This window comes from Kitasatospora brasiliensis (genome assembly GCF_032654805.1).
In the GTDB taxonomy this organism is placed as follows: Bacteria; Actinomycetota; Actinomycetes; order Streptomycetales; family Streptomycetaceae; genus Kitasatospora; species Kitasatospora brasiliensis.
On the sequence record NZ_JAUOOW010000003.1, the window covers coordinates 1 to 21,325 of the forward strand.

Genomic DNA, 21,325 nt, shown 5'->3' on the forward strand with positions numbered 1-21,325 from the left:
GTACGGCCGCGACCGTGACGACCGCGGTGGCGACCGTGGTGGTTTCCGTCGCGACGACCGTCCGGCCGGCGGCTTCAACCGCGACCGCGGCGACCGCGGTGGCGACCGTGGCGGTTTCCGCCGTGACGACCGCCAGGGTGGCGGCTACCGGGGTGGCGAGCGCCGGGACGACCGTCGTGACGACCGCGGCCGCCGGGACTACGACGACCGCCGGGGCAACTACGAGCCCGTCAAGCGGCTGCCGATCCCGGAGGACGTCACCGGCTTCGAGCTGGACGCGGACGTGCGCCAGGAGCTCAAGAGCCTGCCCAAGACCCTTGCGGACGATGTCGCCCGCAACCTGGTGATGGTCGCCCGCCTGCTCGACAGCGAGCCGGAGGAGGCCTACCAGTACTCGCGCGTCGCGCTCCGTCTGGCCTCCCGCGTGGCGGCCGTCCGTGAGGCGGCCGGGTTCGCCTCGTACATGACCCAGCGTTACTCCGAGGCGCTGACCGAGTTCCGCGCCGCCCGTCGGATGACCGGCCGGGCGGACCTGTGGCCGGTGATGGCCGACTGCGAGCGCGGTCTGGGCCGTCCGGAGCGGGCGCTGGCGATGGCCGGTGAGCCCGAGGTGAAGCAGCTGGACAAGGGCGGCCAGGTCGAGATGCGCCTGGTCGCGGCCGGTGCCCGCACCGACATGGAGCAGTACGACGCGGCCGTGGTCACGCTGCAGAGCCCGGAGCTGGCTTCCAGCGCCGTGCACCCGTGGACCGCGCGCCTGCGGTACGCCTACGCCGAGGCCCTGATCGCGGCCGGCCGGGCCGACGAGGCCCGTGACTGGTTCGCCAAGGCGGCCGAGGCCGACACCGATGGCACCACCAACGCCTCCGAGCGGCTGGCCGAGATCGACGGCGTGGAGTTCACCGACGCTCTCGACCCGGAGCTGGCCGAGGACGAGGCCGAGTCCGCCGACGCCCCGGCGAAGAAGCGCACCGGCGGCGACAACGCCGACGACCGCGTGATCTTCGAGGACGAGGAGGACGTCGAGGAGTACTACGACGAGGACGACCTCGAGATCGACGAGGACTTCGACGGCGTGGTCCCCGAGCGTGCCGAGAGCACCGAGGCGGAGGACGCCAAGGCTGACGAGACCAAGGCCGAGGCCGAGGCTGACGCCGACAAGAGCTGAGCACCCCCCTCGGCAACGCCGTGAGGCCCTGCCGTTCCCCGGGAATACCGGGAACGGCAGGGCCTCACGGCGTTCGGGCCCGTGGCCGGGTCAGCCCAGCGCGAGGTTGCGCAGCACCAGCCCGGTGGCCGGCTTCGGTCCGAACGACGTGGACTTGCGCGGCATGGTGACGCCCTGCTCGGCGAGCCGGCGCACCACCGATTCCCGGACCGGGTGGAGCAGGACGGCGGTGCCGCCGGTGCGCGCGGCCTCCTGTTCGGCGGCCACGGCGGTGTGCAGGTAGCCGATGTCGTCCGGGCCGTCGGGGACGTGCCAGGTGTGGTCCAGCAGGGTGGCGTGCAGGACGGTGGCGTCCAGGTGCCGCCACTCCTCGGGCCTGCCGTGCGGCACGGTCGCGTCGAGCAGGGACTCCTCGGGTTCGCCGAGCAGCCAGTAGACGCCGTCGCCGCCGGTCAGCACGAAGCCGTTGCCACCGTGCCGCTTCTGTTCGGCGAGTGCCTGGAGCGCGGCGGGCAGCGGGCCGGGGACCTCCTTGACCTTCCACTGGTCGCCGAGCCGGTCCAGTGCCTCGGCCACCGGGAGCCGGTACAGCACGCGGTGGATGGCGCGGACCCGCAGCGGGTAGCGGGCCGTGTCCACCAGGAGCACCATGCCGCGGTCCCACGGGCTGCGCGGCAGGTGGCGGTGCTCGCGCTGGAGGCGAAGGTACATCTCCCAGCGGTGGTGGCCGTCCGCGATCAGCGCCCGGCAGGTGGCGAGGTCGCGGCTGATCTCGGCGATCTCGGCCGGATCGGTGACCGCCCACAGGCGGTGGTGGGTGCCGTCGCTGGTCGCGGTGGAGAGCAGCGGGTCGTGCTCGACCGTGCGCTCGATCACGCCGGAGGCGCCGCCGTTGCCCCGGTAGGTGAGCAGTAGCGGTTCCAGGTTGGCCCGGGTGGTGCGCATCAGGCCGACCCGGTCGGCGACCGGCCGCGGCATCACGTCCTCGTGTGGGAGCACCACGCCGCCCTCGCGCCCGCTCACCGCGAGGGCGCCGATCAGGCCGCGCTGGAGCACCTCGGGGGAGTCGGCGGTGGCCGGTACCCGCTGCTCGTAGACGTAGAGCGCGGGCTGGGGGTCGGCGGCGAGGACGCCGTCGCGCTGCCAGGCGGCCAGCAGCCGGGCGGCGTGCCGGTAGCGGGTGTCGCGGTCGGGGCGGTGGGGGCGGTCGCCGGCGTCCTCGGGCTCGGGCCTGGGCAGGATCAGCCGGACCACGTTGTGCGGGTCGGCGGTCTCCAGGTCGAGCCGGCGGTTCGGGTCGACGACGTCGTACGGCGGGGACATCACGGCGGCCAGGGCGCCGACCCGGTCAGGGACGTAGCGCAGGCCGCGGAACGGGGACAGGGACAGGCCGGCGGTGGCGACGTGCCCGGGATCGCCGGGGCCGCCCTCGGGAGTCTCGACTCCGTTTTCTGCACTGGGTGTGCTCATTCTGGGCATCGTAACCGGGTACGCGTTGTTGAGAGATCGGAATGCCCGTGCTGAGCGGCGAGGACGGGTGTGCGACCGAGGGCGAGGTACGTCATGGAGGACGGGCAGGAACGGGTGGACGGCGGCGGCCCGGCCGATTCGGGCGGACCCGTCGGCGGCGCCCTCGGTGGTGCGTCGGGTGACGCTCCGGCGGACGGCGCGGTGGTCGGCGGGGTGCCCCGGCAGAGCCGTTCCGGGGAGCCCGTCGGGGACGTGTACGACTGGTTCCGCCGGGGAGCGCAGCTGCTGGCGCAGGGGCATCCCGGGGCCGCCGCGCAGCTGCTGGCCCGGGCGTCGGAGGCCGAGCCGCACTCGCGCAGCATCCGGGAGGCGCTGGCGCGGGCCCAGTTCGACGCGGGTTCGTACGCGGCGGCGCTGGAGAACTTCCGGGCCGTGGCGCTGGCGGATCCGGCGGACGACTACGCTCAGTTCGGGTGGGGTGTCGCGGCGGCCCGGCTGGGCGACTTCGAGACCTCCGCCGAGCACCTGGCGCTGGCCGTGGCGATGCGGCCGGAGGCCGACCACTACCGGCAGGCGCTGCGGCAGACCCGGGCGACCCTGGCGGCCCGCGCCGGGGCGTACGGTCCGCTGCTGCCGGGAGCACCCGGGTACCTGGCACCTCCGGCGGGCGCCGAGGACCGGGCCGAAGGCCCGTCGGAGGGCACCGGAGCCGACGGCGGCGCCTGACCGGCGACGGCGCCCGACCGGTCGCGGCACCCGACCGGTGACGAACGCCGTGACGCACGACGCGGTGCGTGCGCGGCACGACGACGCAGCGAATGACGACGCAGTGAATGAGGTAGCGCAGCCATGACCCAGACGGCCACCCCCGTGCGACGGACCGCCCCCGGCGGCAGCGAGCGTCCGCTGACCGACGCGTACGACACCGCGCTGCTGGACCTGGACGGCGTCGTCTACGCGGGCGCGCACGCGATCGAGCACGCGGTGGAGGCGCTGGACGCGGCCCGGACGGCCGGGATGCGCCTCGCCTACGTGACCAACAACGCCTCCCGCCCGCCGCGTGTGGTGGCCGAGCACCTGACCGAGCTGGGCGTCCCGGCCGAGCCGGCCGACGTGATCAACTCGGCCCAGGCCGCCGCCCGGCTGATCGCCGAGAAGGTGCCGGCCGGATCGAAGGTGTTGGTCGTGGGCGGTCTCGGGCTGGAGGAGGCGCTGGCCGAGCTGGGGCTGGTCGCGGTCCGCTCGCTGGCCGACGGGCCGCTCGCGGTGGTCCAGGGCTTCGATCCCTCGGTGGGGTGGTCGGACCTGGCGGAAGCCTCGTACGCGGTGCAGAGCGGCCTGCCGTGGGTGGCGTCCAACCTGGACCTGACGGTGCCGAGGGCCCGTGGCATCGCGCCCGGCAACGGCACCCTGGTCGCGGCGGTACGGGCGGCGACCGGTGTGGAGCCGGAGGTGGCGGGCAAGCCGCAGCCGCCGATGCACCGGGAGACCGTGCTGCGTACCGGAGCCAAGCGGCCGCTGGTGGTCGGGGACCGGCTGGACACCGACATCGAGGGCGCGTTCAACGGGGGCGTGGACAGCCTGCTGGTCTTCACCGGGGTGACCACCCCGGAGCTGTTGCTGGCGGCCCCGGTCGAGCACCGGCCGACCTACCTCGCCGCCGACCTGCGCGGACTGCTCGTCCCGCACCCGGCGGTGACGGCCGCGGACGGCGGCTTCGCGTGCGGCGGCTGGGTCGCCGGCGTCGAGGCGGGCGTGCTGGGGCTGTCCGGGACCGGGGACCGCTGGGACGGCCTGCGGGCGCTGTGCGCGGCGGCGTGGGCGGTGCTGGACGCGGGCGGCGCTCCGGTGGACGGGCGGAAGGCGCTGGCCGAGCTGGGGTTCTGAGAGCCAGCCGACGGTACCGGGTCCAAAAACGGGCCAGGTCCAAAAACGGGCCGAGCCTAAAAGCGTGTCGGGTGCAAAACCATGCCGAGCCTAAAAGCGTGCCCGGTCCAAAACCGTGCCGGGTCCAAAGTAGTACGGGGTCCGGCGGGACTGCTTCAGAGCAGGGTGCGTAGCCGCAGCAGGTCGCGGAAGCCCGCCTCCAGCCTGACTCGGCCGCCGGCCCACGCGGAGGCGAAGTTGAGCCGTCCGTCGACCAGCGCGACCAGATCGTCACTGCTCATGGTGAGCCGGATCGCCGCCTTCGTCGTGGGCGCGCCGGGGGCGGCCGAGACGTCGTGGATCCGGCCGTCGCGCAGCTGCCCGGTGAAGGTCAGGTCGAGGTCGGTGATCCGGCAGCTCAGGGAGCGGTCGAGGGCCGCGGCCTTGCGGACGTCGCCGGTGGACTTCGCCATGTTCCGGCTGAGCTGCTCCAGTGCCTCCCGGCACTCCTCGGCGTTCGCCATGGGGCGGCTCCCTCCCCTGGTCGCTACGGTCCTGACTGCGGGCCACGGTACCTCAGGATGGTTTTGGCGGTAGCGTCGTCCGTGGGGTGCCCGGAAACGCTCGGGTACTGAGGGCGACGGAGCGACGCGCGTAGGCGATTGGGAGGCACCCGGATGCTGTCGAGGACGGTTCGGGGAGTGGTGGAGACCGCGACCGGGGTGGTCGAGGAGGTCGGCAAGCGGGTCGTCGGGACGGCGGCCTCGCTCCTGGAGAAGGCCGGGGTCGACGTCGCCGAGGTCGAGCGTCGCCTGGGCGGCCAGTTCCCACCCTCGGTGGAGACCTTGCAGACCCTGGCCGGGGAGGCGGTCACCGCCGGGCGGGCCGGGGTGGACCTGGCGGTCGGTGTGGCGCGCAGCGAGGCGGAGAAGGTCTTCGAGAAGGTCGGCGACCAGGTGACCAAGGTCGGCGTGGTGCTGGCGTACCTGGAGACCAAGCTGCGTGAGGTCGAGGAGGAGTCTCCGGCGGCGACGTTCGGGCCGGAGTCGGACGAGGCCGAGGGGCCGGTGCCGGCGCCGCGGGCGGGCGACCTGTTCGGGCGCGGCTGGGAGTTCGAGGACGAGCGGTCGACGGGTGAGCCGATAGTCGCCGAGCGGGTGGAGGTGGACGAGCCGGTCGAGGTCGATCCGCCGGTTCCGCCCGTCTCGTCGGCCCCGTCGGCGTCCGTGGCCTCCCCGGTTCGGCGTGAGGAGCCCGCCGTCGAGAGCGGGTCGGCGCCGGCCGGGAAGCCCGCGGCGAAGAAGAGCACCGCGAAGAAGAGCACCGCGAAGACGGGCGCGGCCGAGAAGAGCGCGGTGGAGACGACTGCGGCGAAGAGGACCGCCGCGAAGAAGACCACGGTGAAGAAGACGGCCGCCAAGAAGACGGCGGCGAAGAAGACGGCCGCGAAGAGCGCCACCGCCAGGAAGACCACCGTCCGCAAGACCAGCAGCACGAAGAAGCCCGATGCCCGAGACGAGTGAACCGCCCCGGCGGCCCGAGCCTCTGGGGGTGGCGCCGACCCTCACCGGCCACCCCGGAGTGGATGCCGGGCTGGCCCGGCTGGAGGCGCTGGACGGGGTCCCGGCGGAGGCGCACGTCGCGGTGTACGAAGATGTTCACCAGCGGCTCGTCGACACGCTGGCCGCGCTCGACCAGGAATGATCCGTAGGACCCGTAGGAGCTGAAACACCAGTGGCAGTGGCACGACGTCGACTCGACGCGGAACTGGTCCGTCGCAAGCTGGCCCGGTCGCGTGAGCACGCGTCCGAGTTGATCGCGGCCGGCCGGGTGACCGTCGGCGGCACCACAGCGACCAAGCCGGCCACCCAGGTGGAGACCTCGGCGGCGCTCGTGGTGGCGAAGGACGAGAACGATCCCGACTACGTCTCGCGCGGCGGCCACAAGCTCGCCGGGGCGTTCGCGGCCTTCGTGCCGCAGGGCCTGGTGGTCGAGGGCCGCCGGGCGCTGGACGCGGGCGCCTCCACCGGCGGCTTCACCGACGTGCTGCTGCGGTCCGGGGCCGCGCACGTGCTGGCGGTGGACGTCGGCTACGGGCAGCTCGCGTGGTCGTTGCAGAGCGACGAGCGGGTCACCGTGATGGACCGCACCAATGTGCGAGAGCTGACCCTGGAGCTGATCGGCGGCACCCCGGTGGACTTGGTGGTGGGCGACCTGTCGTTCATCTCGCTGGGCCTGGTGCTCCCGGCCCTGGCCTCCTGCGCGGCCGCGGACGCGGACCTGGTGCTGATGGTCAAGCCCCAGTTCGAGATCGGCAAGGAGCGCCTGGGCAGCGGCGGGGTGGTGCGCAGCCCGGAGCTGCGCGCCGAGATGGTGCGCCAGGTCGCCGGGCAGGCGTGGGCACTCGGGCTGGGCGTGCGCGCGGTCACCGCGAGCCCCCTGCCGGGGCCGTCCGGCAATGTCGAGTACTTCCTCTGGCTGCGCCGGGACGCTCCGCAGCTGGACCCCGCGGACGCGGACCGGGCCGTCGCGGAGGGGCCCCGGTAGGGTGCCTTGCGAGCGTCCGGCCCGTCATGTTGTATGGCGCGGCCGCACCGGGGCCGAAGGCGACCCGGCAGGCGTTAGGGAGAGGGCAGCGGCATGAGTGGAGAACGTACGGTCTTCCTGATCGCGCACACCGGCCGGGAGGCGGCGCTGCGCAGCGTCGAGGCCCTGGTGCACGGGCTGCTGAAGGCGGGGCTCCGGATCAGACTGCTGGAGGCCGAGGCGGTGGACCTGGATCTGCCGGAGGGCGTCGAGAAGGTGGCCGAGGGCCCCGGGGCGGCGGACGGCTGTGAGTTGATCCTGGTGGCCGGCGGGGACGGGACGCTGCTGCGCGGGGCGGAGCTGGCGCGCTCGCACGGGCTGCCGATGCTCGGGATCAACCTGGGCCGGGTGGGTTTCCTCGCGGAGGCCGAGCGGGACGACCTGGCGGTGGTGGTCGAGCGGGTGGTGGACGCCGACTACGAGGTCGAGGAGCGGATGACGATCGATGTCATCGTCCGCACCAACGGCGATGTGGTGCACGAGGACTGGGCGCTGAACGAGGCTTCGATCGAGAAGGCGTCCCGGGAGCGGATGCTGGAGGTGGTGACCGAGGTGGACGGCCGTCCGGTCTCCAACTTCGGTTGTGACGGCGTGGTGTGCGCGACGCCGACCGGTTCCACCGCGTACGCGTTCTCCGGTGGCGGGCCGGTGGTGTGGCCGGAGGTGGAGGCGCTGTTGATGGTGCCGATCTCCGCGCACGCGCTGTTCGCCCGTCCGCTGGTGACGTCGCCGGAGTCGGTGCTGGCGGTCGAGGTGCAGCCCAAGACCCCGCACGGGATGCTCTGGTGCGACGGGCGGCGTTCGGTCGAACTGCCCGCCGGGGCGAGGGTGGAGGTCCGTCGGGGCCGGACGCCGGTGCGGTTGGCCAGACTGCACCGGGCGCCGTTCACCGACCGGCTGGTGGCCAAGTTCGCGCTGCCGGTGACGGGTTGGCGCGGTCGGGCCGACCATCACTAGGGCGTCCAGCCACTGACTGGCCGTCAGACCGCCAGCGGCTGGGCCTCGTCGGCCGGTTCGAGCCGCCCGCCGGACGCCGCCTGCGCGGCCAGTGCGGCGAGGCGTTCGACGGCGGCGGGGACGGTCGCGGCGGGCACGGTGAGCGGGATGCGGATGTGGTGCTCGAAGGCGCCGTCCGAGCCGAAGCGGTTGCCCGAGGCGATCCGGACCCCGCCGCGCTCCCCGGCCCGGGCCAGCGCCGCGCCGGACAGGCCGTCGGTGGAGACCCAGAGGGAGAGGCCGCCGGGCGGCATCGTGAAGCTCCACTCGGGCAGCCGCTCGGGCAGCGCGGTGGCGAAGGCCCGGGCGGCGGCCCGCAGCCGGGACAGCTGGTGCTCGCGGACGTCGGGCAGCGGCTCTCCCAGCAGCTCGGTGGCGATCAGCTGGTCCAGCACCGGGGTGCCGACGTCGCTGTAGACCCGCTCGCTGGCCAGCCGGCGCACCAGCGCGGGTGCGGCCCGCACCCAGCCGATCCGCAGCCCGCCCCAGAGCAGCTTGCCCGCCGAGCCGACGGTGACGACCTGGGCGGCGCGGTCCAGCGCCGCGGTCGGCCGCGGCAGCGGGGTGGACGGCGGCACGCCCCAGCCGAGCTCGGCGGTGGTCTCGTCGGCCAGCACGATGCTCCCGGCGGCCCGGGCTGCGGCCAGCAGCTCCCGGCGCTGTTCTTCGTCGATCAGCGCCCCGGTCGGGTTGTGGAAGTCCGGGATCACGTAGGCGATCTTGGGTCCGGCGCCGCGCAGCACCCGCCGCCACTCGTCGAGGTCCCAGGCGGGCCGCGGCGTCCAGGCGTACGGCACCGGGACCAGGCGCGCGCCGGTGAGCCGCAGCGACTGGAGGGTGTGGGCGTAGCTGGGCGCCTCGACGGCGACCCGGTCGCCGCGGCCGACCAGCGCGCGCTGGAGCAGGTGCAGGCCGCCCATGGCGCCGGTGGTGATCAGGATCTGGTCGGGGGTGGTGGGCAGTCCGCGCTCGGTGAAGCGGCGGGCGACGGCCTCGCGCAGCACCGGGACGCCGGTGGGGTAGTGGCCGTGCCCGGCGGCGTAGTACGGCAGCTGTTCGACGGCCCGGGCGGCGGCCTGGCCGACCCAGGGCTGCGGGGCGGGCGGGGCGGCGACGCCGAGGTCGAGGGTGCGGCCCTGTTCGTCCGGCGGGACGGGGTGCAGGGCTTCGCCGGGTGGCGGGGCGCCTTCGGGCAGGGCGGTCCAGCTGCCCGCGCCGCGTCGGCTGCGCAGGTAGCCGTCGCCGCGCAGGGTCTCGTACGCGGTGGCGACGGTGGTGCGGCTCATCGAGAGGACGGTGGCCAGCTCGCGTTCGGCGGGCAGCCGGGCGCCGACCGGCAGCCGGCCCTCGGTGACCAGCAGCCGGATCTGCCCGGCCAGGGTGCGGTACGCGGGGCGGCGGGTGGTGGCGGGCTCGGGGAGCCGGGCGGTGCTGAGCAGTCGCGCCAGTGCGGGCGGGGTGACGGTGGTGTGCCAGTCGACCATGGCCGAATCAGTCCACTTGCTCGGAATTGGCCCTGGAGTGGGCCGCTTTGGCCTGGCCATCATGGCAGGGCGGCCGGGTCGGCCGCCACCACCGGGAGCCCCGGTGGTGCAGCACCACCCCAGGAGCAGCCGTGGCCACCACGACCACACCGGGACCAGCCGCCACCGACGAACCGACATCCGCCACCGCTCGACCCGGCCTCGCCGTCCGGGTGTTCGGCGACACCCACGCCCTGGGCCGCCGGATCCCGCAACTCTTCGCCGGCCTCGCCCTGTACGGCGCGAGCATGGCGCTGATGCTCCGCTCCGGCCTCGGCCTCGACCCCTGGGACGTCCTGCACCAGGGCCTGCAGCGCACCGTCGGACTGTCGGTCGGCGCCTGGGTGACGATCTGCGGCGCCCTCGTCCTGCTGCTGTGGATACCGCTGCGCCAGCGCCCGGGCCTGGGCACCGTCGCCAACGTGCTGGTGATCGGCGCCTCCATGGACCTCACCCTGCGGGTGGTCGGCGACGTCACCGCCCTGCCCGTCCGGATCGCGCTGTCGGTCGGGGCGATCGCCCTCAACGGCCTGGCCACCGGCCTCTACATCGGCGCCCGGCTCGGCCCCGGCCCGCGCGACGGCCTGATGACCGGCCTGCACCGGCGCACCGGCCGCTCGCTGCGGCTGCTGCGCACCGGCATCGAGGTGACGGTCCTCACCGCCGGTCTGCTGCTCGGCGGCACCGCCGGGGTCGGCACCGTGGCGTACGCGCTGGCCATCGGCCCGATGGCGCAGTTCTTCCTGCGCTGGTGCACCGTGCCGGTGGCCGCCGGGGACTCCCGAAAGGAATGAACTTCCGGGCACGGAGTTGCCGCGCGCCGTTGCCGCTCGTCGCGCGCCCGGGGCGGAACCTCGTAAGGTCGTCTCCGTGTTGGACGAGATGCGGATACGGGATCTTGGGGTCATCGACGACGCGGTGGTCGAACTCGCCCCCGGCTTCACCGCCGTGACCGGTGAGACCGGCGCAGGCAAGACCATGGTCGTGACCAGCCTGGGCCTGCTGCTCGGCGGGCGAGCCGACCCGGGACTGGTACGCAACGGCACCGGGCGCGCCGTCGTGGAGGGCCGGCTGGAGCTGCCCGTCGGCTCCCCGGCGGCGGCCCGCGCGATCGAGGCCGGGGCCGAACTGGACGACGGCGCGCTGCTGATCAGCCGGACGGTGTCCGCCGAGGGCCGCTCCCGGGCGCACGTCGGCGGCCGCTCCGTGCCGGTCGGACTGCTCGCCGAACTCGGCGAGGACCTGATCGCCGTGCACGGCCAGACCGATCAGCAGCGCCTGCTGCGCCCGGCCCGCCAGCGCGGCGCGCTGGACCGGTACGCGGGCGCCTCGGTGGCCGAGCCGCTGGCCCGCTACCGGGAGACCTACCGCACCCTGCGCGAGGTCTCCGCGACGCTGGAGGAGCTGACCACCCGGGCCCGCGAGCGCGCCCAGGAGGCCGACCTGCTGCGCTTCGGCCTGGACGAGATCGCCGCCGCCGAGCCGGTGGCCGACGAGGACGTGGAGCTGGCCGCCGAGGCCGAGCGGCTCGGCCACGCCGACGCGCTGTCCTCAGCCGCGACCCTCGCCCACGCCGCCCTGGCCGGCGACCCGGCCGACCCGGAGGCGCTGGACGCGGGCACCCTGCTCGGCCAGTCCCGCCGCGCCCTGGACGCCGTGCGCCACCACGACGAGCGCCTCGCCGCCCTGGGCGACCGCCTCAACGAGGTCGGCTACCTGCTCGCCGACGTGGCCGGCGACCTGGCCGGCTACGCCGACGACCTGGACGCCGACCCGGTGCGCCTGGCCGCCGTCGAGGACCGCCGGGCCGTGCTGTCCCAGCTGCTGCGCAAGTACGGCGGCGAGGAGAACTCCCTCGCCGAGGTGCTCGCCTGGGCCGAGGCCGGGTCGGCCCGGCTCGCCGAGCTGGACGGCGACGACGACCGGATCGACGAGCTCGGCGCCCGGGAGACCGAGCTGCGGGCCGAACTGGCCGAGCTCGCCGCCGAGGTGTCGCGGGCCCGCCACACCGCGGCCGGGCGGTTCGCCGAGGCGGTCTCCGCCGAGCTCGCCGAACTGGCCATGCCGCACGCCCGGGTGACCTTCTCGATCGGCCGGGTCGACGACCTGGCCGGGATCGAGGTCGACGGGCGCACCGTCGCGTACGGCCCGCACGGCGTGGACGAGGTCGAGGTGCTGCTCGCCCCGCACCCGGGCGCCCAGCCCCGCCCGATCGCCAAGGGCGCCTCCGGCGGTGAGCTGTCCCGCGTGATGCTCGCCGTCGAGGTGGTCTTCGCCGGCGCCGACCCCGTCCCCACCTATCTGTTCGACGAGGTGGACGCGGGCGTCGGCGGCAAGGCCGCGGTCGAGATCGGCCGCCGGCTCGCCAAGCTGGCCGAGTCCGCCCAGGTCGTGGTGGTCACCCACCTCCCGCAGGTCGCCGCGTTCGCCGACCGGCACCTGGTGGTGGAGAAGACCCACGACGGCACGGTGACCCGCAGCGGCGTCAAGGTGCTGAACGACGAGGAGCGGGTGCGCGAACTCTCCCGGATGCTGGCCGGCCTGGAGGACTCGGAGCTGGGCCGCGCCCACGCCGAGGAACTGCTGGCCGCCGCCCGGGCCCCGCGCCGCCGGTAGCCGCCGCCCGCCGCCGGCCTCGGCGGCCCCTCGGATGTCGGCGACGCGCCCCGGCGGCGCCGACTGTCCAAGAGGGCCGCCGACCTGGCATGGTGGCGGCTGGACACTGGCTTCCCAGCCCCGAGCGCCGCCGGGCGGGCAATCCTCGCGAAGCGGCGCGCGAACCTGATCGAGTCGGATGCGAGACGACGTGGACCATTCCGCCGCCCGGGCCACCGCGGCCGTCCCCGAACCGGGGCAGCTGCACGTGGTACTCGTCCTGGCCGCCAGCACCGGCGGCATCGGTGCGCACGTGCGCTCCCTGGCCCAGGGCCTGGTCGCGCACGGGGTGACCGTCACGGTCTGCGCGCCGGACGGCACGGACGCGCTGTTCGGCTTCTCCCGTACCGGCGCCAGGTTCCACACCGTCGACATCACCCCCACCGCGGGCGCCCGCAGCGACGCCGCCGCGATCGGCGAGCTGCGCCGGGCCTTCACCGGCGCCGACGTGGTGCACGCCCACGGGTTGCGCGCCGGGCTGCTGTCCGACCTCGCGCTGCGCACCGCGGGCCGCTTCCCCGGGCTGCGCCCGGAGACCCCGCTGGTGGTCACCTCGCACCACGCGCTGCTGGCCACCGGCATGGAGCGCCGGCTGCAGCGGCTGATGGAGCGCCGGGTGGCGCGCGCCGCCGACCTGGTCCTCGGCGCCTCCTCCGATCTGGTCGCCCGGGCCCGCGAACTGGGCGCCACCGACGCCCGGCTGGGCCCGGTGGCCGCCCCGCCGATGCCCGAGGGCCGGCTCGGCCGCGCCGAGGCCCGCGCCGCACTGCTCGGCGACGGCGACGGCGGTGGCAACGGCGGCGCTGGCGCTGGCGCGGGTGACAGCGGTGTGGACCGTCCGCTGGTGCTGGCGGTCGGTCGGCTCGTCCCGCAGAAGGCCTTCGGACTGCTGCTGGACGCCACCCGGGAGCTGTCCGCGCTGGACCCGCAGCCGCTGGTGCTGCTCGCCGGGGACGGCCCGGAGGCGGGCGCGCTGCGTGAGCGGGCGGCCGCCGAGAAGCTGCCGGTGCGGCTGCTCGGCTACCGCACCGACGTGCCCGACCTGCTGGCCGCCGCCGACCTGGTGGTGCTCTCCAGCCGCTGGGAGGCCCGCTCGCTGGTGGTGCAGGAGGCGATGCGGGCCGGTGTGCCGGTGGTCGCCACCGCCGTCGGCGGCATCCCCGAACTGGTCGGCGACGCCGCCGTGCTGGTCCCGCCCGGCGACCCGGCCGCGCTCGGCCGCGAGGTGCGCGCCCTGCTGGCCGACCCGGCCCGGCGCGAGCGGCTGGTGGCGGCCGGCCGGCAGCAGGCCGAGACCTGGCCGGACGAGGCCGCCACCGTCGCCCAGGTGCTCAGCACCTACGACGAGCTGGTGCAGCGCGGGTAGCGCGCCCCCTCCTGACGGCCGGGGTCAGACGGTGGCCTGCTCGACCCGGTCGGCGGCCGGTCCGTCCGGCTGGGCGGACAGGTACGCGGCGCCGCAGGCCGTCAGCCGCAGGGCGGTGTCGATCAGCGGCACATGGCTGAAGGCCTGGGGGAAGTTGCCGACCTGGCGCTTGAGCCGCGGGTCCCACTCCTCGGCGAGCAGGCCCAGGTCGTTGCGCAGCGACAGCAGCCGGTCGAACAGCTCGCGGGCCTCCTGCACCCGGCCGATCATGGCGAGGTCGTCGGCCAGCCAGAACGAGCAGGCCAGGAAGGCGCCCTCGTGGCCGGAGAGGCCGTCGACGTTGTTCCCGGACTCGTCGTGGGTGGGGTAGCGGAGCACGAAGCCGTCCTCGGTGGACAGTTCGCGCTGGATCGCCTCGATGGTGCCGATCACCCGCTTGTCGTCCGGCGGCAGGAAGCCGACCTGGGGGATCAGCAGCAGCGAGGCGTCCAGCTCCCGGCCGCCGTAGTACTGGGTGAAGGTGTTGCGCTCCGGGTCGTAGCCCTTCTCGCAGACGTCCCGGTGGATGGTGTCGCGCAGCTCGCGCCAGCGCTCCAGGTGGCCGCCGGAGGGGTCGTCCTCGGGGGTCTGCTCCAGCAGCTTGATGGTCCGGTCGACGGCGACCCAGGCCATCACCTTGGAGTGGACGAAGTGCCGGCGCGGGCCGCGGACCTCCCAGATGCCCTCGTCCGGCTCCTGCCAGTGCTCCTCCAGGTACTCGATCAGGCGCAGCTGGAGGTGGTGGGCGTGGTCGTTGCGGACCAGGCCGGTCATGTGGGCCAGGTGCAGGGCCTCGACGACCTCGCCGTAGACGTCGAGCTGGAGCTGCCCGGCGGCGCCGTTGCCGACCCGTACGGGCTGGGAGCCCTCGTAGCCGGGCAGCCAGTCCAGCGAGGACTCGGTGAGCTCGCGCTCGCCCGCGATGCCGTACATGATCTGGAGGTTCTCCGGGTCCCCGGCGACGGCCCGCAGCAGCCACTCGCGCCAGGCGCGGGCCTCCTCGCGGTAGCCGGTGCGCAGCAGGGAGGAGAGGGTGATCGCGGCGTCGCGCAGCCAGGTGTAGCGGTAGTCCCAGTTGCGCTCGCCTCCGATGTCCTCCGGGAGGGAGGTGGTGGGGGCGGCGACGATGCCGCCGGTGGGGGCGTAGGTGAGGCCCTTGAGGGTGATCAGGGAGCGGATCACGGCCTCGCGGTAGGGGCCCTGGTAGGTGCACTGGTCGGCCCACTCGTGCCAGAAGTCGGCGGTGGCGTCCAGCAGCTCCTCGGCGGCCGGGGTCCTGGGCGGGTCGAGGTGGGAGGCCTGCCAGGTGAGGGCGAAGGCGATCCGCTCGCCGGCGCCGACGGTGAAGTCGGCGTAGGTGGTGAGGTTGCGGCCGTAGGTCTCGGCCTCGCCGTCCAGCCAGACCGAGTCGGGGCCGGCCATGGCGACGGTGCGGTGGGTGCCGTCGGCCTGTTCGACGCGGTGCACCCAGGGCACGATCCGGCCGTAGGAGAAGCGCATCCGCACCGCCGAGCGCATCCGTACGGTGCCCGAGACGCCCTCGACGATCCGGATCACCTGGGGGACGGCGTCCTTGCCGGCCAGTGGGCGCGGCGGCATGAAGTCGATCACCCGGACGGTGCCGCCCTGGGTGTCCCACTCCTGTTCCAGGATCAGCGAGTCGCCCCGGTAGCGGCGGCGGTCGGCGGGCAGCGCGGGGGCGGCGGCGGTGGGCGGGGGCACTCGCAGGTCGGCGGTGTCGGCCAGGCGGGGGCGGCCCGGATCGGAGGGCAGTGCGGCGGTGGCCGGGGCGGGGACCTCGGTCGGCACGGCCTCGGCCGGGCCGATCCGCCAGAAGCCGTGTTCATCGGTGCCGAGCAGGCCGGCGAACACGGCCGGCGAGTCGAAGCGGGGCAGGCAGAGCCAGTCCACCGCCCCGTCCCTGCTGACCAGGGCAGCGGTCTGCATGTCCCCGATGAGTGCGTAGTCCTCGATACGGCCGGCCACGTGGATCTCCAGTTCGCAATGTGGTCAGGGCATCGGCGAGCGGAGGGAGCGAGCGGTCTGCGGGGCCGGGAGTCCACCCCCGGGACGTCCGGCCCGCCGAGGGTGGTGGCGGGCCTTGCTGGAGTGTCCGCGGGGCTCGGTCGAGCCCCTGGAGTGGGTGGGGGAGGAGCGGGAATGACGAGGAGGTCCGGTCGCGCATCGGGGACCGGGAGTGTCCTGACCTCCCACGCCCTCCGCGTGCTCGTGCTGTCGGCGATGCGTCCGTGCAGCTTACGACGGACGAAAGGGGCGAAGCACGCGGGCGCAGCCCGGAGTGGCGCCGCAATTCGGCGGAAATGCGGCGCATCGCGAGGGCGCGGCGCAGGATGGTCCGGAAGGATCAGCTCCGTCTGGTCCGGCCGGATGAGTCGGCATGGTCCGTACGGAAGTCGCGTTCTGGCCCGGTCCGGCCGGTAGTGCGACCGGTGTGACGCGTGCGGCGGATGATGCGCCGGTGGTGCGCCCGGCGCGCGCTCCGGGTGAGGCGCGCGCGGGCCGAACGGCGTCCGGGTCGCGTCACTGATACCCTGGTATCCCGTGGACCGGCGGGATCAAACGCCCCGGACCAGCCGAACCGACGACCCCAAGAGCGCCGCGCACCGACGCCGGCCTCCGTCGCCCGGCGACCCCCGAGCTCCCGCCCACGTCTTCTTCGACACGCGACCCACGGGAGCCCCCTCTTGGCACAGCCCCATTCCGGCAAGGCAGCGAACGGCCGCGCCGTGACGACCAAGCACCTCTTCGTCACCGGGGGTGTCGCCTCTTCGCTCGGCAAGGGGCTGACCGCCTCCAGCCTCGGCGCGCTTCTCAAGGCCCGCGGCCTGCGCGTGACGATGCAGAAGCTCGACCCGTACCTGAACGTGGACCCGGGCACCATGAACCCGTTCCAGCACGGTGAGGTGTTCGTCACGGACGACGGCGCCGAGACCGACCTGGACATCGGCCACTACGAGCGGTTCCTCGACACCAACCTGCACGGTTCGGCGAACGTCACCACCGGCCAGGTGTACTCGACCGTCATCGCCAAGGAGCGCCGCGGCGAGTACCTGGGCGACACCGTCCAGGTCATCCCGCACATCACCAACGAGATCAAGTCCCGGATCCGCCGGATGGCGACCGAGGACGTCGACGTGGTGATCACCGAGGTCGGCGGCACCGTCGGCGATATCGAGTCGCTGCCGTTCCTGGAGGCCGTCCGCCAGGTCCGCCACGAGGTCGGCCGGGACAACGTGTTCTTCGTGCACGTCTCCCTGCTGCCGTACATCGGCCCCTCGGGCGAGCTGAAGACCAAGCCGACCCAGCACTCCGTCGCCGCCCTGCGCAACATCGGCATCCAGCCCGACGCGATCGTGCTGCGCGCCGACCGCGAGGTCCCGAAGGCGATCAAGCGCAAGATCTCGATGATGTGCGACGTGGACGAGGAGGCCGTGGTCGCGGCCATCGATGCCAAGTCGATCTACGACATCCCCAAGGTGCTGCACGGCGAGGGCCTGGACGCCTACGTGGTGCGCCGCCTGGACCTGCCGTTCCGCGACGTCGACTGGACCACCTGGGACGACCTGCTGCGCCGCGTCCACGAGCCGCAGCACATCGTCAAGGTCGCCCTGGTCGGCAAGTACATCGACCTGCCGGACGCCTACCTGTCGGTGACCGAGGCGCTGCGCGCCGGCGGCTTCGCCAACAACGCCCGCGTCGAGATCAAGTGGGTCACCTCGGACGACTGCGAGACCCCCGAGGGCGCCCAGGCGCAGCTCGGCGACGTCGACGCGATCTGCATCCCGGGCGGCTTCGGCGACCGCGGCGTCAACGGCAAGGTCGGCGCCATCACCTACGCCCGTGAGAACAAGGTCCCGCTGCTGGGCCTGTGCCTGGGCCTCCAGTGCGTGGTCATCGAGGCGGCCCGCAACCTGGCCGGCCTGCCGGAGGCCAACTCCACCGAGTTCGACGCCGCCGCCAAGCACCCGGTCATCTCCACCATGGCCGAGCAGCTGGCCATCGTCGACGGCAAGGGCGACCTGGGCGGCACCATGCGCCTGGGTCTGTACCCGGCCAAGCTCGCCGAGGGCTCGATCGTCCGTGAGGTCTACGGCGGCGAGCAGTACGTCGACGAGCGCCACCGCCACCGCTACGAGGTCAACAACGCGTACCGCGCGGACCTGGAGAAGACCGGCCTGGTGTTCTCCGGCCTCTCGCCGAAGGGCGACCTGGTCGAGTACGTCGAGTACCCGCGCGAGGTGCACCCCTACCTGGTGGCCACCCAGGCCCACCCGGAGCTGAAGTCCCGCCCGACCCGCCCGCACCCGCTGTTCGCGGGCCTGGTCAAGGCGGCCATCGAGATCAAGACCGCGGCCTCCGAGTAATCCCCGGACGTCATAGTCGGCTGTCGGTACCGACAGCGGTCGTTCACCGGACGGCGGCCCCGCGATTCCCGCGGGGCCGCCGTCCGGCGTTAGATTGTGTCGTACTGACGAAAAGGGGAGAGCGATGGACGAGCAGGGCCGGCAGGGGATCGCCGACGTGGCCGAGGAGTGGGAGGTCCGGGCGAGCGGGACGCCGTTCCAGGGCAAGGTCACCGGGGTGCGCAGCGAGGAGGTCCGGATGCCCGACGGCAGCTGGGCCCGCCGCGACTACCAGACCCACCCCGGGTCGGTCTCGGTGCTCGCGCTGGACGACCGGCAGCGGGTGCTGGTGCTGCGCCAGTACCGCCACCCGGTGCGCCAGCGGCTGTGGGAGCTGCCGGCCGGCCTGCTCGACGTGCCCGGCGAGAACCCGTGGCACGCCGCGCAGCGCGAGCTGTACGAGGAGGCGTACTGCAAGGCCGGCAGCTGGCGGATCCTCGCCGACTACTACACCTCCCCGGGCGGCACCGACGAGGCGCTGCGGATGTTCCTGGCGACCGACCTGGCGCCGGCCGAGGGCGAGCGCTTCGCGGCCCAGGGTGAGGAGCAGGAGATCGAGGTGGCCTGGGTGCCGGTGCCCGAGCTGATCGCGCTGATCCAGGCCGGGAAGCTGCACAACCCGACGCTGATCACCGGAACCCTCGCCGTGCACGCCGCGCTCACCTGCCCGGACGGGCTGGACGCGCTGCGCCCGGCGGACTCGCCCTGGCCGGCCCGGCCCTTCGAGGGCTGATCGGGCCTTTCGTCGGGTCGTTGAGTCGTTGGGGTGATTTGCGGATTCGTACGACCGGATGTCACCTCGGCTGAGCCGGACGGTCGAACTACGCTTCGCAGACAGGGCGCACGTCCCGGGCCGTCTCCGTCGATCCGCGGAGGCCGGGCACCGGAAGCCGAGCGTCGGTTGCCGAGCGCGGGATGACGTCGGGAGTGGCACGGGTGGCGAGGAAGACGGCGACGATGGACCCCGGCCCCGGCGCGCCCGCCGGGGCCGTCCCGGGCCTGGAGAGGCTGCCGGCCGGGCCCGCGCTCTTCGTCGGGCGGCGGGCCGAACTGGCCGCGCTGCGGGCGGCCGCCGCCCGTCCGGCGAGTGGGCGCTGCCCGGTGCTGGTGCTGGCCGGGCGCCCCGGCTCCGGGCGGACGGCGCTGGCCGCCCGCTTCGCCCGTACCGTCGTCGCCGACTACCCGGACGGCGTGCTGTTCGTCCGGCTGTCCGCGCCGGACGGCGGCCGGGTGCCGCCCGCCCGGGCCGCCCGGCTGCTGCTGGAGCAGCTCGACCCGCAGGCCGCCGTGCCGCTGCCCGGCGCCGGCGAGGACGGGCGGGACGAGCCGGGCTGCGTGGCGCTGCGCGAGGCGCTCGACGGGCTGCGGGTGCTGCTCGTGCTGGACGACGTCCGGGACGCCGGGCAGCTGTGGCCGCTGCTCGCCGACGAGCCCGGCTGCCTGGTGCTCGCCACCACGGCCGGGCCGCTCACCGGGATCGAGGACATCGACCCGGTGATCCTCGGCGGGCTGGACCGGCAGGCCTCCGGCGAGCTGCTGGCCGATCTGGTCGGCGGCACCCGGATCTCCTGCGACCCGGTCGGCGGGGTGGACCTGGCCGAGGCCTGCGCCGCCCGGCCGGCCGCGCTGCGGCTGATGGCGGGATGGCTGCGCGGGAATCCGAAGACGCCGGTCACCGAGGCGGCGCGCGAACTCAACCGGGTGGTGGAGGAGGAGACGGCGGCCGCCAGGGCCGCCGGGGCGGATCCGGAGGGGACGCCCGAGAACAAGAAGGGGACGCCGAAGAAGAAGAGGACGGCGAGGACGGGCGCTGCGACGGACGGGGTGCTCGACGCGGGCCCGATCCAGGGGGGCGGGCCCGGGAAGAAGGGGAAGGAGGAAGGGGAGGGCGCGGACGCTCCCGGAGTCGAGACGGCCGGTGACCCGGCGGACTGGGTGAAGCCCGACCCGGAGCCGGCCGAGCCGGTGCCCGTCCCCGACAACGACCCGCTGCTCGGCGCCTTCACCCTGCTGTACCGCGCGCTGCCGGCCGCCCAGGCCCGGATGCTGCGCACCCTCACCCTGGCCCCGGCGCAGACCGCCGACCTCCGCACCGCCTCCGCCCTGGTCGGCTGCCCGGCGCCGGACGCGGCCGCGACGCTGGCCGCGCTGGCCGAGCGGGAGCTGCTCGGCCAGGAGGCGCCGGCCGCCGACGGCACCCCGCGCTACCGGGTGCCAGGGCGGCTCTACCCGAGGCTGGTCCGGCTGCGCGAGCGGGAGGACCGGCCCGCCGAGACCGAGCTGGCCCGGGCCCGGCTGCTGGAGCGGCTGGTCCGGCTCGCCGAGTCGGCCCGCGCGCTGCTCGACCCGTCGGCCGGCCCCGGCCCCGACCCGCTGCCGGCCCCGCTGCGGCTGAACTCGGCCGCGCACGCCCGCGAGTGGCTGCTCGGTGAGCGGGAGCTGCTGCTCGGAGCGGTGGCCGACGCGATCGGCCAGGGCGACCTGGACGGTTCGGCCGGGCGGCTGGTCACCGCGCTGCTGCGGGCGCTGCCGCTGACCGGCGCCGCCGCCCCCGCCGACCTCTACCGGCTGCACGAGCTGGTGCTGACCGTCGCCGAGCGCAACGGCCGCCCCCGCCGGGCCTCGGCCGCGCTGCTCAACCTGGGCGACCTCCAGGCGACGGCGGGCCGCTGGGACCGGGCGACCGCGCACTACCGGGCCGCCCTGGAGCACGCCAGGACCGCCGACGACGAACCGCTCTGCGCCCGGGCCCTGGAGAGCGCGGCCAACTGCCACCGGGCGCTCGGCGACGCGGTGCGCGCCGCCGACTGGTACGGGCGGGCGCTCGGCCTGCGGCAGGCGCTCGGGGACCACGCCGCCGAGGCCCGGCTGCTCGCCCGGGTCGCCGAGGCGCACACCGCGCAGCGCCGCTTCGACGAGGCCGACCGGGAGTACCGGGCCGCGCTCGCGGTGCTGCGCCGGCTGGGCGACGAACACGGCCGGGAGGCCGTCGGGGCGGCCCTCGCGGACCTGCGGGAACGCGTCGACGCCGGGTGGTGAAGGGCGTTCCGGGAGTATCGTCGAATATGCCCGGTTGGGACGTCTTTGGTGGGTAAGTCGCAGGGGAAGCCTACGAACCTGCCAATGTGTGCGGGAAAATTATTCACTTTGGAAGGCTGACACGCCGACTAGGCTTCATTACACTCGGACTCAGTCGCGCAGCGATCCCCGCCCCGGGCTTTCCCGGAGGCTT

At 74.5% G+C, this 21,325-nt stretch carries 17 protein-coding genes; 13 read left to right on the forward strand and 4 right to left on the reverse strand.

What is annotated here, in order from left to right:
• The first annotated feature begins 283 nt into the window (after positions 1-283).
• The gene (locus QWJ13_RS12960) at positions 284-1,168 is read left to right on the forward strand and encodes a tetratricopeptide repeat protein (RefSeq protein WP_316525137.1); all 885 of its coding nucleotides are present in this window, start codon (positions 284-286) and stop codon (positions 1,166-1,168) included.
• Positions 1,169-1,258: 90 nt separating this feature from the next.
• Here the strand turns inward: QWJ13_RS12960 and QWJ13_RS12965 are convergent, their stop codons facing one another.
• Positions 1,259-2,638, reverse strand: a complete 1,380-nt coding sequence (locus QWJ13_RS12965; RefSeq protein ID WP_316524029.1) for a DUF1015 family protein — start codon at positions 2,636-2,638, stop codon at positions 1,259-1,261.
• A gap of 93 nt (positions 2,639-2,731) precedes the next feature.
• Here QWJ13_RS12965 and QWJ13_RS12970 point away from each other — a divergent pair, with 93 nt between their 5' ends.
• Together QWJ13_RS12970 and QWJ13_RS12975 are read left to right on the forward strand one after the other, a co-directional pair.
• Positions 2,732-3,364 carry a tetratricopeptide repeat protein gene (locus QWJ13_RS12970; protein ID WP_316524031.1) on the forward strand — a complete coding sequence of 211 codons (633 nt, stop codon included), beginning with the start codon at positions 2,732-2,734 and terminating at the stop codon, positions 3,362-3,364.
• Between the two features lie 123 nt (positions 3,365-3,487).
• A complete protein-coding gene (locus tag QWJ13_RS12975; protein WP_316524033.1) occupies positions 3,488-4,525 on the forward strand; it encodes an HAD-IIA family hydrolase in 1,038 nt (345 codons plus the stop codon).
• Between the two features lie 155 nt (positions 4,526-4,680).
• On the opposite strand, the gene QWJ13_RS12980 is transcribed toward QWJ13_RS12975, so the two are convergent.
• Positions 4,681-5,028 (reverse strand): SCP2 sterol-binding domain-containing protein, encoded by a 348-nt coding sequence (locus QWJ13_RS12980; protein ID WP_316524035.1) that lies wholly within the window; start codon positions 5,026-5,028, stop codon positions 4,681-4,683.
• 177 nt (positions 5,029-5,205) lie between these two features.
• Between QWJ13_RS12980 and QWJ13_RS12985 the strand changes: the two genes are divergently transcribed.
• The 4 genes from QWJ13_RS12985 (at position 5,206) to QWJ13_RS13000 (ending at position 8,047) form a co-directional block, all read left to right on the forward strand.
• Complete coding sequence (locus QWJ13_RS12985; RefSeq protein WP_316524036.1) at positions 5,206-6,027, forward strand: histone H1-like repetitive region-containing protein; 822 nt, start codon at positions 5,206-5,208, stop codon at positions 6,025-6,027.
• Between the two features lie 28 nt (positions 6,028-6,055).
• A complete protein-coding gene (locus QWJ13_RS12990; protein ID WP_316524038.1) occupies positions 6,056-6,208 on the forward strand; it encodes a hypothetical protein in 153 nt (50 codons plus the stop codon).
• A gap of 36 nt (positions 6,209-6,244) precedes the next feature.
• On the forward strand, positions 6,245-7,051 hold the full coding sequence (locus tag QWJ13_RS12995) for a TlyA family RNA methyltransferase (protein ID WP_316524039.1): 807 nt from the start codon (positions 6,245-6,247) through the stop codon (positions 7,049-7,051).
• A 93-nt stretch (positions 7,052-7,144) separates the two neighbouring features.
• Positions 7,145-8,047 (forward strand): NAD kinase, encoded by a 903-nt coding sequence (locus QWJ13_RS13000; RefSeq protein WP_316524040.1) that lies wholly within the window; start codon positions 7,145-7,147, stop codon positions 8,045-8,047.
• A 23-nt stretch (positions 8,048-8,070) separates the two neighbouring features.
• On the opposite strand, the gene yczR is transcribed toward QWJ13_RS13000, so the two are convergent.
• Entirely contained in the window at positions 8,071-9,570 is a 1,500-nt protein-coding gene (gene yczR / locus QWJ13_RS13005; RefSeq protein WP_316524041.1) for a MocR-like transcription factor YczR, read from the reverse strand.
• Positions 9,571-9,782: 212 nt separating this feature from the next.
• Here yczR and yczE point away from each other — a divergent pair, with 212 nt between their 5' ends.
• The 3 genes from yczE to QWJ13_RS13020 all read left to right on the forward strand — a co-directional run bounded on the left by yczE (position 9,783) and on the right by QWJ13_RS13020 (position 13,630).
• Entirely contained in the window at positions 9,783-10,403 is a 621-nt protein-coding gene (yczE, locus tag QWJ13_RS13010) for a membrane protein YczE (protein WP_316525139.1), read from the forward strand.
• 88 nt (positions 10,404-10,491) lie between these two features.
• Positions 10,492-12,225, forward strand: coding sequence for a DNA repair protein RecN (recN, locus tag QWJ13_RS13015; RefSeq protein ID WP_316525141.1), 1,734 nt, complete (start codon positions 10,492-10,494; stop codon positions 12,223-12,225).
• A 178-nt stretch (positions 12,226-12,403) separates the two neighbouring features.
• Positions 12,404-13,630 (forward strand): glycosyltransferase family 4 protein, encoded by a 1,227-nt coding sequence (locus QWJ13_RS13020; RefSeq protein ID WP_316524042.1) that lies wholly within the window; start codon positions 12,404-12,406, stop codon positions 13,628-13,630.
• Between the two features lie 24 nt (positions 13,631-13,654).
• Here the strand turns inward: QWJ13_RS13020 and QWJ13_RS13025 are convergent, their stop codons facing one another.
• Positions 13,655-15,655, reverse strand: a complete 2,001-nt coding sequence (locus tag QWJ13_RS13025) for a glycoside hydrolase family 15 protein (protein WP_316524043.1) — start codon at positions 15,653-15,655, stop codon at positions 13,655-13,657.
• 719 nt (positions 15,656-16,374) lie between these two features.
• Here QWJ13_RS13025 and pyrG point away from each other — a divergent pair.
• The 3 genes from pyrG to QWJ13_RS13040 all read left to right on the forward strand — a co-directional run bounded on the left by pyrG (position 16,375) and on the right by QWJ13_RS13040 (position 21,132).
• Entirely contained in the window at positions 16,375-18,054 is a 1,680-nt protein-coding gene (gene pyrG, locus QWJ13_RS13030) for a CTP synthase (protein WP_316524044.1), read from the forward strand.
• Positions 18,055-18,178: 124 nt separating this feature from the next.
• Positions 18,179-18,826 (forward strand): NUDIX domain-containing protein, encoded by a 648-nt coding sequence (locus QWJ13_RS13035; protein WP_316524046.1) that lies wholly within the window; start codon positions 18,179-18,181, stop codon positions 18,824-18,826.
• A gap of 203 nt (positions 18,827-19,029) precedes the next feature.
• Positions 19,030-21,132, forward strand: a complete 2,103-nt coding sequence (locus tag QWJ13_RS13040) for a tetratricopeptide repeat protein (protein WP_316524047.1) — start codon at positions 19,030-19,032, stop codon at positions 21,130-21,132.
• The last annotated feature ends 193 nt before the right edge of the window (positions 21,133-21,325 follow it).

Coding starts and splice junctions, on each gene's coding strand:
- QWJ13_RS12975 (WP_316524033.1), top strand. CDS start 3,488: ATGACCCAGACGGCCACCCCCGTGCGACGGACCGCCCCCGGCGGCAGC.
- QWJ13_RS13020 (WP_316524042.1), top strand. CDS start 12,404: ATGCGAGACGACGTGGACCATTCCGCCGCCCGGGCCACCGCGGCCGTC.
- QWJ13_RS13035 (WP_316524046.1), top strand. CDS start 18,179: ATGGACGAGCAGGGCCGGCAGGGGATCGCCGACGTGGCCGAGGAGTGG.
- QWJ13_RS12980 (WP_316524035.1), bottom strand. CDS start 5,028: ATGGCGAACGCCGAGGAGTGCCGGGAGGCACTGGAGCAGCTCAGCCGG.
- recN (WP_316525141.1), top strand. CDS start 10,492: ATGCGGATACGGGATCTTGGGGTCATCGACGACGCGGTGGTCGAACTC.
- QWJ13_RS12965 (WP_316524029.1), bottom strand. CDS start 2,638: ATGAGCACACCCAGTGCAGAAAACGGAGTCGAGACTCCCGAGGGCGGC.
- QWJ13_RS13000 (WP_316524040.1), top strand. CDS start 7,145: ATGAGTGGAGAACGTACGGTCTTCCTGATCGCGCACACCGGCCGGGAG.
- yczR (WP_316524041.1), bottom strand. CDS start 9,570: ATGGTCGACTGGCACACCACCGTCACCCCGCCCGCACTGGCGCGACTG.
- QWJ13_RS12970 (WP_316524031.1), top strand. CDS start 2,732: ATGGAGGACGGGCAGGAACGGGTGGACGGCGGCGGCCCGGCCGATTCG.